Origin of the sequence: Rhizobium sp. AP16 (assembly GCF_000281735.1) — a bacterium.
GTDB lineage: Bacteria > Pseudomonadota > Alphaproteobacteria > Rhizobiales > Rhizobiaceae > Rhizobium > Rhizobium rhizogenes.
Map to the genome: position 1 here is coordinate 19,797 of NZ_AJVM01000065.1, position 14,558 is coordinate 34,354.

Below are 14,558 nucleotides of genomic sequence, written 5' to 3' on the forward strand. Positions count from 1 at the left end.
AATCAGGCGTCGAAGCCCAAGAACCATGCCTTCATGTGTTCTATCCGCTCATGGACGGCTTCATCAGCTGCTGGGCCGGGCACGAGAATCGTATCTTCGGGATGGAAGGCGCGGCCGGTCACGCGGTCGATGAGAAGCGGATCGCGATCTTTACCGGTGGCCGCATCGGCAAGCCGCATTGCGACGTCCTCGGGCGGCACATGCCGGTTGCCCCAAGTGAACAGCGCCATCAAGACAGGAAAGAAATCGCGCCCCTTGTCGGTCAGGACATATTCGTAGCGCCGCGGTCGCTCGTTGTAGAGGCGGCGTTCGAACAGACCTTCATCGGTCAAATGCTTCAGCCGCCGCGTCAGGATATTCGGGGCGACGCCAAGATTTTTCTGGAATTCATCGAACCGTGTCAGGCCCTGGAGCGCGTCCCGCAGGATCAAAATGCTCCACCAGTCACCGACGCTTTCAAGTGCGCGGGCAGCGGGACATTTAAAGGTGCTGAAGCTGGTTCTCTGCATGGCAGAGGCGAATAGCATGAATAACTATCATGATGCAAGTTACTCAATGTGGAGCAAGAGAACCATGCTGAGGACATCGCTTTGGTTTCCCGACGAACAGCGTCAAACGTGAACCGATCGCGAAATCGATTCAGAGAGCAGCTTTTCGGGAAAGAATCATTGGTCGATTTTATAGGCCTTGGAGATTGATCCATCGCTCGAGCGATAGGTTCGGAAGCCCATAGCCTCATAGTAGGCGAGCCCCATCTTGTTGCCTTCGCCGATGGTCGCATCGATGTTTTGCAAACCAAAAGTCTTGGCGGCCCGCAACGTCACCTGAAATAGCGCTGAACCGATGCCCTGGCGACCAGCACGAGGGCTGACATGGGTTCCGATGATCCCCCAGTCCTCAGATACCCCATACGGATTTCCCGCTACGGCGTAGCGTAGGGACTGGAACCCGAGAATCTGTCCTTGTTCGTCCTCTGCGACCGAGCATTCTATCCGATGTTCATGCTCGATGTACTGCGCCAGGACCAACGTGACATCGCCGGCACTATTTCGCAGGCCCGCGTCGAAAATCTCGTTCAGAACATTGCTCATACCCTGAGCATCAACGGATTTGGCGGGTCTGATGTTCATACTTGTCTCATCCTCGTAACCTGTGGATGGAACGATTCCAGGCCTACGTCCGCGACTCCGTTGGCGTGGACGGGGTCGCTTCCTCGTCGGGGATATCGTCGAAGGAAGAATAATTGAGGTTATAGAGTTTCGAATAGAGCTTGCCGTTGGCCATCAGCTCGTTGTGATTGCCGCTTTCGATCAGCTGGCCGTTTTGCAGCACAATGATGCGGTCCGCCTCGCGGATGGTAGCCAGCCGATGGGCGATCATCAGGCCGGTGCGGCCTTCCAGCAGCTTCACCAGTGCTTTCTGGATCAGCATCTCGGTGTAGCTGTCGATATTGGCCGTCGCCTCGTCGAGCACGAGGATCTTCGCGTCGGCAACGAGGGCGCGGGCGAAACTGACGAGCTGGCGCTGACCGAGCGACAGGCCACCGCCGCGCTCGCCGAGTACGGTTTCGTAGCCATCGGGCAACCGTATGATGAATTCATGCGCGCCAACTGCCTTTGCCGCCTCGATGATTTCCTCGCGCGTCGCCTCAGCCTTGTTGTAGCGAATGTTCTCCAGGACGGTGCCCGTGAAGAGAAAGGGCTCCTGCAGCACCATGGCGATCTGCCGGCCGAGCGAATCCTGGGTGAGGGAGCGCACATCATGGCCGCCGACCAGCACCTGGCCCTGCTGCACGTCGTAGAACCGATGGATCAGCGCCATCGAGCTCGACTTGCCCGAGCCGGTCGGCCCGATCAACGCGACAGTCTCGCCGGGATTGACCTTGAAGCTCACGTTTTTCAGCACCGGATGCTTCGGATCATAGCCGAAGACGACATCGCGGAATTCAACCGAGCCATCCATATCCGCCGACAGCACCTTGGCGTCGGGCACATCCTTGATATCGATCGGCACGTCGAGCACTTCCGTCAGCCGCTGCCCGGAGGCCATGGCGCGCTGCATGACGGAATACTGCATCGTCAATGAGCGGATCGGATCGAAGAAGCGCTGGATATAGAACAGGAAGGCGACCATGACGCCGACATCGAGCCTGTTGTTCAGCACCATCGAACCGCCGACGATGATGACGATGGCCATGGCCATGCCCGTCAGCGTGTCGACGATCGGCACCATGATCTGCGCATATCGTGCCGCCGTCAGGTGCGCCTTCAGATTGGTATGCGCCTTCTCGTCGAAAAGGTCGAAATTGACGCGCTGGCGATGCATGCCCTGGACGGCGCGCACGCCATGGATCGCCTCGGCCAGCGCGCCGCTGGTGATGGAATTGACTTCATGCGCGTTCATGAAGGCGACGCGCGCCTTCGGCAGCCAGAACAGCCGAACGATGAAGAGGATCGGCATGACCGAAAGCGTCAGCAGGCCAAGCCGGAAATCGAGCGACAGCATGACGACGATAATGCCGAAGAGCAGGGCAATGTCGCCGACGGAAAGTACTGATGTTTCAAGGAATTCCTGCATGGAGTTAACGTCGCCTTGCAGGCGCGACATCAGTCGGCCAACCTCGGTCTTGTCCATGAAGGAGAGCGATACGCGCTGTATATGCGCAAACATCGCCCGGCGAATATCGAACAGAACCTCTTCCGCGACTTCGCCGACATAGGTCTCCTGGACGTAGCTCGCCCCATAATTGACGAGGATCGCCACGCTAAAGATCGCCAGGGCTAGCCAGAGCGCCGAGTAATTGACAGCGCCGGGCGCCATCGCATGATCGATCGCATAGCGAATGACGAGCGGTATGACGATCTGCGACGCGGTAAAGAGAAGCACCGCCACAACAGCGATATAGACCTGGCGGCGATAGGGGCTGACGAAGGTCCAGATGCGGCCGACGATCTTGCTGTCGAAGACCTTGCCGAAGATTTCTTCCTCGACGCGATGCGAGCCGACCACGGCACGGGGAGGGCGACGTCCGTCCTCGCGCACATCGTTGCGCTCGGTCTCGATGGTTTCTGACATTGTCAGGCCTCCCTCTTCACGGCGACGACCCGGTCGGCGGACACCTTCATGTCGTCATCCGGGCGAACCTGCAAATCGTACAGCGCCTTGTACCTCCCCCCTGCTGCCAGCAGCTGCTCATGGGTTCCACGCTCGACGATTTCGCCGTCTTCGATGAACAGGATCTGGTCGGCATGCATCAGCGAGCTCAGCCGATGGGCGACCACGAGTGTCACACGATCGCGGGCAAAACGCTTCATGGCGCTGCGGATGCGCTGTTCGGTGGCCGCGTCGATCGCAGCGGTGGAATCGTCGAACACCATCACCGCCGGCTTCAGCATCAGCGTCCGCGCGATCGTCAAACGTTGACGCTGGCCGCCGGAAAGCGACACGCCGCGTTCGCCGACGACGGTGGTGTAGCCGGCCGGCAGGCCGAGAATGTAGTTGTGTAGTTGCGCGGATTCGGCGGCGCGCTCGATGCGGCCTTCCTTCGCCCAGGGATCGCCATAGGCGATATTGTTCTCGATGCTGGTGGTGAACAGGAAGGAATCCTGCTGCACGACGGCGACGTTCTGGCGCAGCGATTGCAACGTCGCCTTGTTGATGTCCTGACCATCTATGGTGATGCGGCCGGAAGTCACGTCGTAGAAGCGCGGGATCAGATGCGCGATGGTGGATTTGCCGCTGCCGGGGGGGCCGACGATGCCGATCGTCTCGCCTCGCCTTGCCTCGAAACTGATAGTGTTGAGCACAGGACGGTCTTCCAGGCCAGGATAGACGAAGCTGACATTCTCGAAACGCAGTACGCCGTCGGTAACGACCAGCGGCTCGGCGTCCGGCGCGTCCTTGATGGCGATATCCAGATCGAGCAGGCCAAAGAGCCTCGAGCCACAGGTCGAGGCGCGGGCGAAGGCGTTGACCATCAGCCCAAGTTGGCGCACCGGCATCTGCAGGATGGTCATGAAAGTCAGGAACGAGGCGAGGGTGCCGACGCTGATCTCGCCGGCGATCACTTTGTTGCCGCCGACCCAAAGCACGAGGCCCATGGCGGCGAAAAACGAGAAGTTCATCGCGCTGGTGTTGATGACGCGAATACCGACGCGCTTGTGGGCGAGGGTGAGGGCGTTGTGCGACGCCTTGTCGAATTTCATCAGCTCGTGAGCCTGCGCGGCGAAGGCACGCACGACACGAATGCCGCTGAGATTTTCCTCCATGACACGGGTCAGCACCGACAGCCGTTCCTGCAGATCAAGCCAGGTAGCGCGCAGCCTGAGCTGCGTTACGGAGGAGCGCCAGGCGACGAAGGGCACAAAGCTCAAAGCCAGAAGCCCGAGCAGGAAATCGGTCGACAGCAGCATATAGGCGCCGACACCGATCAACACGGTGAGCAGCACCGTGCGGACGAGCGCCGTGGAGAAATACATACGCACGCCTTCGAGATCGAGCAGCCCAATCGTTATGAGATCGCCGGAGTGAACCTTGTCGTGGAAGCTGAAGGGAAGCTGCTGGAACTTCTCATAACAGGCGAGGCGCAGCTCGTAGCCCATGTGGTGGCCGACGGCTTCGCTGTAATAATTCTGCACCATCGTGAAGAGGCCGCGCAGAACGCTGACGACGAGAAGGAGTAGCGCTGTCGTCATCAGGGCATGTTCGGCGATCTGGCCGGCGGCACCGCCGGCGAAGGCCGATTGCGTCTGGTCCACGGCATGGCCAAGCAGGCGCGGGATCATCAACTGTAACGTTGCAGCTACGAAAGTGGCACCTATGGCAAAGCTTGTCTGCCAAGGGTGACGCAGCGTCATATGCGTGATCCGCACGATTGTGGAGAGACCTCGACCCCAACCGGCCGCACTGACATGCGCCAACGAAGTCAACGACTTCGCGGCGCTTCTTGATGAATCGCTGCTCACGCTCTTATCCAGGCATTTTTAGAACGAGGCGGGCCCGGAACGGGTTCGGATCGCAAAGGGGAATTATTGATGTGACGAATGTCGCCGATTCCAACCGGTCATTCAAGGGTTCAATTGGTCACAAGTGCTGCCCGAACGTTAGATTGCGTGTTCATAGATGTTCAATTCCGGAATTCGCGCAAGCAGTTGACGACTTCGCGCAGGCCTTTGGTCAGATGTTTGTCGCGACGCATGACCATGCCGAGCTGGCGCGCAAGCCTTGGCTTTAAGGGCGATGTCTGCAGATACTCGCTTCGATCGCGCTGCAGGGCCAGCCCCGGAAGCAACGACCAGCCAAGGCCCGCCGCCACCAATTCCTTGACCGCCTCGACGCTGCCAAACTCCATCGCGGGCTTCAACCGGATTCCGGCGGCAGCGAACCATTCATCGATCGCGCGCCGCGTGTTGCCACCCTCGTAAAGCATGAGGGTCTTGTCGCTGAAGAATGCAGGCTCCGGACCATTTTCCGGTATCAGGCTACCCTTGGGGGCTACAGCGAGAAGCTCATCCTCGTAGAATGGTTCCACCTCGAGCGAGCGTCCGGCTGCGGGCAGGACGACCACCGCGAGATCCAGCGCATTCGCCTCCAGATCGCGAAGTATCTCGTCGGTATTGCCGATGCGGACGATAATCTCCAGCCCAGGCATCCGCTTCTTCACGGCGGCGATGGCGCGGGGCAGGAGGTGGATGGAGGCGGTGCCGCCGCTGCCGATCCGGACGCGTCCGACCGATCCCTCGCGGTAAGGCATCATCGCCTCCTGCGCCGCGGAACAGTCCTCCAAGATCCGCCGCGCGTGAAGCAGCAGCTCGACGCCAGCCGGAGAGGGCTGCGCCCGCCGACCCACGCGTTCGATCAATCGAACGCCGAGCCGCTGCTCAAGAAGCTTCACCTGCAAACTGACGGCCGGCTGCGTCAATCCCACCTTGTCGGCAGCGGCCGTGAAACTGCCGAGGTCCACGACGCTGACGAACGCGGCGAGCTGATCGAGATTGAGCATCAGAAGGATTCCTTATGAATTGTATTAATTTCATAAGCTTCCTTCGTGGGGAGCGCCAGTGCATTTTATGGGCATGCCCAAAAGCAGCATGGCGTTTCATCGGCTGCATGGCAGATCAGGAGCTTATGCGATGACAACCGACATTGAAAACCCGATTGCGATAGGGCCGGGAAGGGATTGGAATGTAGCGATGGGGATCGTGCGGCGCGCGCTGACCGCGCTAGTTTGCCATCTGGAGAAACGCAGGACAAGGATAGATCTGGCGGAGTTGTCCGACACGCAGCTTCTGGATATCGGCGTGACGCGTTCGGAGGCGAGGGCAGAGGTTAAAAAATCGTGGTTCTGGGGGTAGCGCGATCTGGATATCAACGTCCGGATCGATTTTGAACAGTTGGCGGCATGAGCAGAACAGGCGCGAAATGCTGTTGCAATAATCTGTCGGAGCACCCTATCTTTACCGAAGAGATATCTGCGAAGGCTTTATAGGAAGATGAAGGAGAGGGTCTCGGCAGTAGTGATGCCTACGCTTCCATCGATTGCACCAGGGGATCCATATCCTCTTCTCAGAGCCACAATCAATTTGCTCGATGAAGACGATCTGCAGAGTGTCGCGCGGGCTGATTACGGCAATGACAGCGGGGAGCATTTCGCTCGGCTCGCAGACATCGTCCGGCTGTGCGAATTGCCGACACCCCTGAAATGGCATCCGCGTGAAGTTCTGGAACTGACCCGGTGGTCCGAGGCTTCTGCGGAAGATCCCGATATCGTGGCGAGGATACATAGGCAGCGTGCATTCGCATGCACGGTTCTCCTCGTCTCCTATGGTGATCCAAACAACGTGGATGCATCCTATGGCAGCAACCAGACGCTCATAAAGCTACTCGACAGCCTGGAGACGCTCGGCACGGAAGTCGAGGATGACGCTCTGTCACTGCTGTCCTGGCTTATTCCGCGCTTGCCCGACCATGAAGCGGGAGAAGTCCCATTCTTCGGATTGGCCATGCTGTGGTTCGCGCTTGGTCGTTTAGCCCAACAGGACGATGCAGCGCTTCTCGGTCTCTGCGAATGGATCATATCCGCCGAAGAAGTCGTCAGGCGTCGTCAATCCACCGGCGGACGCTTAGCTGGATCATGGTTGCTTTCGGGAACCGGCTACGACACCCATCTCGATGCCTGGCGGCGACTGGGGCGCAGGTTGGTAGATCGGCTCGACACGCGTCACGGCCCAGAGGTTAAAGAGGCTGTACTCCTGATCGGTGCGATGCTGACATGACGGCGTTCGATGAGCAGATGGCAGATCGGTTGCGCAAACAGAAGCGCTATAAGGAAGCATTTCCTCTCCTAGAGGCGGCCGTAAACGCCGGATTTGCGTGGGCTCACGAAGAGCTCGGTTGGATGTATTGGTATGGCCACGCTGTTCGAAAGGATAGAGATCGATCGCTTCATCACTACCAGCTTGCCTATGACGGCGGACGCTTGTCCGCTGCAAATCCTTTAGGGCTCATCCATTTCGACGCGGGACGCGCCGAACTCGCGCTGGAATGGTTCCGGAAAGACCGCGTGCACCCGATATCGTCGCTCTATTGGCAATACAGGACTATAGCGACGCATCCTCATTTGGCGCGTTATGCTGACGAAGCCGAGAACCTTCTAATCGAGGCGGCAGACAGTGGTCATCTATTCGCGAAACGCGATGCGGCTGTTCGAATGATGAAAGGGCACAAACGCTTCGGGACGCGGCGCCAGGGTTTGTCCATATGGCTTGGTCTCCATCGAGATCTCTTCCGTCAGACCCGTAGCGATCTATATGATGAACGACTTCGGTAATCGAGGAATGGCTGAATTCCTGAGTTTGCGCGACGTCCATGACTATGGGGTGGGCGGGAGAAGTGTGGTGATCACACGATTGTAAGTCGCACTTGGAAATAGAGCTCACCCGCCCGAATACGAAAGTCACATAAGATAGATTATGGAACTAAAATCGATATCCGACGTGCTCTGGATCCGTTCAGCCAGCCTTCACCCGTATCACCTTAGCCCCGATCTTCTCCGCCAAAACCTTGGGGTCGCAAGCAAAAATACTGTCTGGCCGTCCCGCCGCACACCAGACCTGATCATAGGCCAGCAGGCTTTCATCGACGAAGACTGGCAGGTTGACGCGGTGGCCGATCGGGCCGACGCCGCCGATGGCGAAGCCGGTTTCGTCACGGACGCGGTCGATGTCGGCGCGCTTTAGGCGCAGGCCGTAAGTGGCTGCGATATTTGCCGTATCGGCATTGTGTGCGCCGGAAACGAGAAGCAGCGTCAGGCCATTGGTGTCCGCATTGACGAAGACCAGCGATTTGACGATCTGGCCGACGGCGCAGCCGGCCGCATTGGCGGCTTCCTCTGCCGTGCGGGTCGATTGCTCCATGCGCTTGATGGCGATGTCGAGGCCGAGATCGCGAGCGGCCTGCTCGACGCGCTCCAAGCTTGAAAGCTTCCTGCTATCCTCGCTCATAGATCATCATCCTCTACATCGAGCTCAATACGCATCTGGTCGTAGGCCGGTTCGACATGTTCAGGCGTTTCCGCAAGTACGGTCTCGTAGTCGAGCGGTGTGTGCATATGGGTCAGGATCGCATGCTTTGGCTGCAAGCGTTCGATCCAGGCGAGCGATTGCTCCAGCGAAAGATGGCTTGGATGTGGTCGATATTGCAAGGCGTCGATGATCAAGATGTCGAGATTTTGTACCTTCTCGACAGATTCCGCCGGGAAGTCGCTGATATCGCTGCAATAAGCAAGTTTGCCGATGCGAAATCCGAGCGAGTGGATGTCGCCATGCTGCTGCTTGTGCGGCCAGAAGCTGATCGGACCGCCCGGCCCTTCGACCGTGAAGCTCTTGTCCAGGCTTTCGATGATGACCGGACGGACGATCGGCGGATAGCTGCTGCCCGGCGGCGTTTCAAGGCAATAGCCGAAACCTTCGCGGATGCGGTCCATGGTCGGCTGATCCGCATAGATTGGAATGCGTTCATGCGAATTGTGGAAGAAGCCGCGCAGATCGTCGAGGCCGTGAATATGGTCTGCATGGGCATGCGTATAGAGCACGGCTTCGATCGAGCCGACGCCGGCGCGGATCATCTGTTCGCGAAAATCCGGGCCTGTGTCGATGACGACGGTGGTCACGCCGCCATCGGGCGCGATCTGCTCGACCATGAAGGCCGAGCGCGTGCGTCGGTTTTTGGAATTCTTCGGGTCGCAAGCGCCCCAATCGCCGGTGATGCGCGGCACGCCCGGCGACGACGAACAGCCCAATATGGTGAAGCGCCGCCGGTGTGTCACGCCGTCAGACCCTCGTCATCCGGGAGAAGCAGCGGAATGCGTTCTCGGTGGTGATCGCTGAGATGTCGTTCATGCTGACGCCAATCGTATCGGCCAGCACCTCGGCGGTGTTGACGACATAGGACGGTTCGTTGCGCTTGCCGCGCCAGCGCTTTGGCGCGAGATACGGCGCATCGGTCTCCACCAGCAGCCGGTCGTGCGGGATCGTCTTGGCGATGTCGCGCAGCTCTTCGGATTTCGGGAAGGTCAGAATACCGGAAAAGGAGATATAGCCGCCGAGTTCGACGCCGGTACGGGCGAGGGCCGGGCCGGCTGAGAAGCAATGCAGAATGAAGGGGAAAGCCCCCTTCCCTGTTTCCTCCGTCAGGATCGCGGCCATATCTTCGTCGGCGCTGCGGCTGTGAATGACCAGTGGCAGCTGTGTTTCGCGAGCGGCCGCTATATGGCGCAGGAATCCGGTCCTCTGATCTTCAGGCTTTACCGTGTCGTAGAAATAGTCGAGGCCCGCCTCGCCGATGGCGACGATCTTCTCGTGCTGATTTGCCAGCCGCACGAGATCCTCGGTCTGGATATCCAGTTCCTGATCGGCACTGTTCGGATGCGTGCCCACTGAGCAGAAAACCGACGGATACCGCTCGGTGATCGCAAGCAACCCGTCGAGCTTTCGGACCTTGGTCGAGATGGTGACCATCTGCTTGACGCCGACCTCGTGAGCGCGCGCGACGATTACGTCGCGTTCCTCCGCGAAATCGGCAAAGTCCAGATGGCAATGCGTATCGATGAGCATAACAAACCTTATTCGACTGTCGGCGCCACATAGCGCGGAAAGACCGGCTTCGGCGCTTCCAGCGGTGTGCCGGGGACAAGACGGCCAGCTTCGCCGAGGGCGGCGAAATCGCGCTTGTCTGAGGGAATGGCGATCAGATCCAGCAGCTTGGTCGAGGAATCCGGCATGAACGGCTGCAGCAGAATGCCGATCTGGCGGACGACGTCGGCCGTCACATAGAGCACGGTCGCCATGCGGGCCGGATCGGTCTTCTTCAGCGCCCAGGGTTCCTGGCCGGCGAAATAACGGTCGCTTTCGGAGACGACGGCGATGATCGAGGCGAGCGCACGATGAAGCGCCTGCTTGCCCATATCCTCGCGCGTGGAGGTCAGCAGCGCATCGGCTTGTGCCAGCAGAGCCTTGTCCTCTTCCGTCAGCTCTCCGCATTCCGGGATCTTGCCATCGCAATTCTTGACGATCATCGACAGCGAGCGGCTGGCGAGATTGCCGATGCCATTGGCGAGATCGGAATTGATGCGCGTGCCGATCGCCTCTTCGCTGTAGCTGCCGTCCTGGCCGAAGGAGACTTCGCGCAGGAAGAAATAGCGCACCTGGTCGAGACCGAAGTGGTTCACCAGATTGACCGGATCGACGACATTACCGAGCGACTTCGACATCTTCTCGCCCTTGTTGAGCAGGAAGCCGTGAGCAAAGACGCGCTTCGGCAGCGGCAGCTTTGCAGACATCAGGAAAGCCGGCCAATAGACGGCATGGAAGCGGATGATGTCCTTGCCGATGATGTGGACATCAGCCGGCCAGTATTTCGCGCGCGGATTGTTCCGGTCCTCGATATAGCCGGTTGCTGTAATGTAGTTGGTTAGCGCATCGACCCAGACATACATGACATGCGCCGGATCGTTCGGCACCTTGATGCCCCAATCGAACGTCGTGCGCGAGATCGACAGGTCCTTCAGGCCCGATTTCACGAAGGAAATCACCTCGTTACGGCGCTCAGCTGGGCCGATGAAGTCGGGGTTTTCCTCGTAGAGCTTCAGCAGGCGATCCTGGTATTCCGAGAGCTTGAAGAAATAGCTTTCCTCCTGCACCCATTCGACCGGCGTGCCCTGTGGCCCGTAGCGCACGCCGTCAGCGCGCAGCTCCGTTTCGTTTTCCTGGTAATAGGCTTCGTCGCGCACCGAATACCAGCCCGCATAAGAATCCTTGTAGATGTCGCCGGCATCGGCCATCAGGTTCCAGATGTTCCGCGAGGTCTCGTGGTGGCGTTCTTCCGTCGTGCGGATATAGTCGTCGTTCGACGAATTGAGCAGCTTGCCCATCGCCTGGAACTCCGCTGAATTGCGGTCGGCGAGCTCTTGCGGAGACAGGCCCTCGGCGCGCGCCGTCTGCTGCATCTTCTGGCCGTGTTCGTCCGTACCCGTCAGGAAGAAAACGTCGCGCCCGTCCAGCCGCTGGAAACGTGCCATGGCGTCGGTGGCAATCAGCTCATAGGCATGGCCGATATGCGGCTTGCCGTTGGGATAGGCGATCGCGGTGGTGATGTAGAACGGGGTCTTTTCGGTCATATCAGGCAATGGTCCGCTTTACGGTTTCATCATTGTTATTCTTGCTCATGCTCGCTTTAGCGCATGTTTGCAGGGAGCGAAACACCAAGTTTCGCGCCTGCAACATTCCTTGGCTCCGAACGTGCTTTGCTTGACAGGGTCCTGACCCGGCTTTACCCCTGCGGAAAACCGAAGGGCAGGACAGAAATCACCGTGAATTCCATTTTCATTTTTGACAGCCTGTTCAACGGCTCGAAAAGGCCGTGATTTTGAGTTTTCCAGCAACATTTCAACCCCTTTATTCCTTCTCCGGTTTCTTCGTCGGCATGTTGGTGGGCATTACCGGCGTTGGCGGCGGATCGTTGATGACACCCTTGCTCGTCCTGCTGTTCGGCGTGCATCCGGCCACGGCCGTCGGCACTGATCTCCTCTATGCGGCGATCACCAAGACGGCTGGAACGGCCGTGCACGGCATGCATGGGCGGGTGAACTGGAAAGTGGTGGGCCTGCTTGCTTCCGGCAGCGTGCCGGCTGCCTTGGCGATGTTGTGGCTGATGGCCGGCGTCAATCGCGAGAGCCCGGAGGTTGCGCATGCAATCACCCTGTCGCTCGGCTGTCTTCTGCTGCTGACGGCGCTGATGCTGCTCTGTCGTGGCCAGGTGTTGAACGCCATGCGCAAATGGCGGGGCGAGCGCGGGATGCTGGCACCGCGCACCATCGCGCTGCTGACGTTGGTCCTCGGTCTTGTGCTCGGCACGCTCGTTACCATGACATCGGTCGGTGCCGGCGCACTGGGCGTTACGGTGTTGCTGGTGCTCTATCCGCAGCTCGATGTCCGAGAGATCGTCGGCTCGGATATCGTCCATGCCGTACCGCTGACCTTGATCGGCGGCATGGGCTATTGGTTTATCGGCGAGATCAATTGGACGATGCTGTTTGCGCTGCTGCTCGGCTCGATCCCCGGCATCGTCGCCGGCAGCCTGCTTGCGCCGCGCCTGCATGAGCGGCTGATCCGCATCGTCCTCGCCATTACTCTGATGGTCGTCGCCTTGAAGCTGATCTTCCCTTAGTAGGAAAGCTGCTGCTTCAGTTCACCGAGTACGGTGATGATGGTCTGTTTGCGGTCGAGATTATAGGCTTGCGACACGGTGAGCCGCTCGGTGACGTCGGAATAGAGACGGGCGAGCTTTTCCGCCACGGTCAGATGCCCCTCCAGTGCAGCCGCCCGCGCCCGGGCCATGATGTCGTCGCCGATGTGGGATACGAAGAAACTGAATATCGTCTCGCTCTCCTTGGCCGACAGCGCATCGGCGAGGCGGTGCATCGCCCGGCGCGCGGCTGGGCCTTCCGCCGAAATCACCTGCTCATAGGCAGCAACGATCTCGCCGCCGCCATAATTCAGCAGCTTCAGCGCTTCATTGACGCTGCCTTTAGCCGCGGCCAGCAGTTCACTTCCCTGCCCTGCTGACAAGCCAATGCCAAGATGTCCAAGAGCGTTGCTCAAGGCATTATCGCTGAGCGGCGCCAGTTTCAGAGGCAGGCAGCGCGAACGAATGGTCGGCAAAAGCTTGCCCGGCGCGTGCGACAGCACCAGGAAAAGCGCCCGCTTCGGCGGCTCCTCGAGGATTTTCAGGATAGCGTTGGCGGCATTGCGGTTGAGGTCGTCGGCGGGGTCGATGATGACGACCCGCCAGTTGCCGGTGCCGGAGGTCTGCGAAAAGAATTTTCCGGCGCGACGGACTTCATCGACGGTGATCGCCGATTTCACCTTGCCGGTCTTTTCGTCGACCGGGCGGGCAAGGTGCAGCAGATTGTGCGAGGCGCCGCCGGAAATCTGCCGGCTGACGGCGGATGCAGGATCCGGATCGCTGATCGTCTCGGGTGCCGTGGCGGGATCCGGATGCGAGAGCACATGGTTGGCGAAGCGGAAAGCGAGCGTCGCCTTGCCGATGCCTTCCGGACCTTCGATCAGCACGGCATGGTGGCCCTTGCTGGACCGATAGGACTGCGCCAGAAAAGCCTCGGCCTCCTCATGGCCGAAAAGACGGGTATTATCCTGCGGAGGGATTGCTCCATCCAGAACGCCGGGCCGGTCTTCGCTCATTGTGCAACTTCCGGTCTGGTGGCTCGCACGTCATCCGCCAGGCTCAATCGCTTTTCGATAATAGCGGCGATCTCATCGGCAATGACATCCTCCCCGCGTTGCGCGTCGACGACGTGGCAGCGGTCCGGATCGCGTGCGGCGATATCGAGAAAGGCCTCGCGGCGCTTCTCATGGGTCTGCAATTCTTCCTTTTCGAAGCGATCCGGCGCGGCATCGGCCGAGGCGCGCTTGCGGGCGCGCTCCAGACCCAGTTCGGCGGGGATATCGAGGATCAGCGTGCAGTCCGGCACGACACCGTTGACGGCCACCCGTTGCAGGGCTTCGATGAAATCCGGTTCCAGATTACCCGTAATGCCTTGATAGACGCGGGAGGAATCCATGAAGCGGTCGCAGAGTACGATCGTGCCGCGTGCGAGCGCCGGGCGGATGATCTCCTCGACATGATCGTTGCGGGCCGCGGCAAACAGGATGGCTTCCATGCGGGTGCCGAACATCTCCGCCGCGCCCGAAAGCAGCACATGCCGCACCGCTTCGGCTCCCAGCGAACCGCCCGGCTCGCGCGTCACCAGCACATCATGCCCCAGCTCGCGCAACCACGCCGCCAGACGGCGAATCTGGGTCGATTTGCCGGCCCCTTCCCCGCCCTCGAAGCTCACGAACAGTCCGGTTGCATCAGCCAATGATCATGTCCTGCACTTGTTTTACGCTCTTTTACCGCCGCGTGACGTGTGTTCTGTTTAACCCAAGACGCAGGCGGGTGAAACCACCAGCTCGGACATTCTATATAGGCTGTGAACAGGG

Annotated in this window: 15 protein-coding genes; 4 read left to right on the forward strand and 11 right to left on the reverse strand. The window is 59.5% G+C overall.

The features are described 5' to 3' along the window. Window positions 1–2: 2 nt before the first annotated feature. The 5 genes from PMI03_RS18180 to PMI03_RS18200 form a co-directional block, all read right to left on the reverse strand. Entirely contained in the window at window positions 3–509 is a 507-nt protein-coding gene (locus PMI03_RS18180; protein WP_039974390.1) for a helix-turn-helix domain-containing protein, read from the reverse strand. Between the two features lie 156 nt (window positions 510–665). Beyond that, window positions 666–1,130 (reverse strand): GNAT family N-acetyltransferase, encoded by a 465-nt coding sequence (locus PMI03_RS18185; protein WP_007696049.1) that lies wholly within the window; start codon window positions 1,128–1,130, stop codon window positions 666–668. A gap of 43 nt (window positions 1,131–1,173) precedes the next feature. After that, window positions 1,174–3,075: an ABC transporter ATP-binding protein gene (locus PMI03_RS18190; protein ID WP_007696051.1), complete on the reverse strand. Its 1,902-nt coding sequence runs from the start codon at window positions 3,073–3,075 to the stop codon at window positions 1,174–1,176. 2 nt (window positions 3,076–3,077) lie between these two features. Next, a complete protein-coding gene (locus PMI03_RS18195; RefSeq protein WP_039974307.1) occupies window positions 3,078–4,964 on the reverse strand; it encodes an ABC transporter ATP-binding protein in 1,887 nt (628 codons plus the stop codon). A gap of 161 nt (window positions 4,965–5,125) precedes the next feature. Beyond that, window positions 5,126–6,001, reverse strand: a complete 876-nt coding sequence (locus PMI03_RS18200) for a LysR family transcriptional regulator (RefSeq protein WP_007696056.1) — start codon at window positions 5,999–6,001, stop codon at window positions 5,126–5,128. 130 nt (window positions 6,002–6,131) lie between these two features. On the opposite strand from PMI03_RS18200, the gene PMI03_RS18205 reads away from it, so the two are divergent. The 3 genes from PMI03_RS18205 (at window position 6,132) to PMI03_RS18215 (ending at window position 7,828) form a co-directional block, all read left to right on the forward strand. After that, window positions 6,132–6,353, forward strand: a complete 222-nt coding sequence (locus PMI03_RS18205) for a DUF1127 domain-containing protein (protein ID WP_007696057.1) — start codon at window positions 6,132–6,134, stop codon at window positions 6,351–6,353. A 228-nt stretch (window positions 6,354–6,581) separates the two neighbouring features. Continuing rightward, window positions 6,582–7,274 carry a hypothetical protein gene (locus tag PMI03_RS18210; protein ID WP_229202585.1) on the forward strand — a complete coding sequence of 231 codons (693 nt, stop codon included), beginning with the start codon at window positions 6,582–6,584 and terminating at the stop codon, window positions 7,272–7,274. Beyond that, entirely contained in the window at window positions 7,271–7,828 is a 558-nt protein-coding gene (locus PMI03_RS18215) for a sel1 repeat family protein (protein WP_007696061.1), read from the forward strand. Before PMI03_RS18210 ends, PMI03_RS18215 begins: the two co-directional genes overlap by 4 nt. 181 nt (window positions 7,829–8,009) lie before the next feature. Here PMI03_RS18215 and PMI03_RS18220 read toward each other — a convergent pair whose 3' ends face one another. From PMI03_RS18220 to metG, 4 genes are read right to left on the reverse strand one after another with little or no spacing between them, the layout of a single operon-like run. After that, entirely contained in the window at window positions 8,010–8,501 is a 492-nt protein-coding gene (locus tag PMI03_RS18220) for a YbaK/EbsC family protein (protein ID WP_007696063.1), read from the reverse strand. Beyond that, entirely contained in the window at window positions 8,498–9,325 is an 828-nt protein-coding gene (locus tag PMI03_RS18225; protein WP_007696065.1) for an MBL fold metallo-hydrolase, read from the reverse strand. The genes PMI03_RS18220 and PMI03_RS18225 overlap by 4 nt, the downstream gene beginning before the upstream one ends. Before the next feature lie 4 nt (window positions 9,326–9,329). Beyond that, window positions 9,330–10,112 carry a TatD family hydrolase gene (locus PMI03_RS18230; protein WP_007696067.1) on the reverse strand — a complete coding sequence of 261 codons (783 nt, stop codon included), beginning with the start codon at window positions 10,110–10,112 and terminating at the stop codon, window positions 9,330–9,332. An 8-nt stretch (window positions 10,113–10,120) separates the two neighbouring features. After that, the gene (gene metG / locus PMI03_RS18235; protein ID WP_007696069.1) at window positions 10,121–11,674 is read right to left on the reverse strand and encodes a methionine--tRNA ligase; all 1,554 of its coding nucleotides are present in this window, start codon (window positions 11,672–11,674) and stop codon (window positions 10,121–10,123) included. A 248-nt stretch (window positions 11,675–11,922) separates the two neighbouring features. Here metG and PMI03_RS18240 point away from each other — a divergent pair, with 248 nt between their 5' ends. Next, window positions 11,923–12,723 (forward strand): sulfite exporter TauE/SafE family protein, encoded by an 801-nt coding sequence (locus PMI03_RS18240; protein WP_007696072.1) that lies wholly within the window; start codon window positions 11,923–11,925, stop codon window positions 12,721–12,723. Here the strand turns inward: PMI03_RS18240 and PMI03_RS18245 are convergent. Then, window positions 12,720–13,757, reverse strand: a complete 1,038-nt coding sequence (locus tag PMI03_RS18245; RefSeq protein WP_007696074.1) for a DNA polymerase III subunit delta' — start codon at window positions 13,755–13,757, stop codon at window positions 12,720–12,722. The two genes, PMI03_RS18240 and PMI03_RS18245, sit on opposite strands and share 4 nt — an antisense overlap. Beyond that, window positions 13,754–14,437, reverse strand: coding sequence for a dTMP kinase (gene tmk, locus PMI03_RS18250; RefSeq protein WP_007696077.1), 684 nt, complete (start codon window positions 14,435–14,437; stop codon window positions 13,754–13,756). The genes PMI03_RS18245 and tmk overlap by 4 nt, the downstream gene beginning before the upstream one ends. Window positions 14,438–14,558 lie beyond the last annotated feature (121 nt).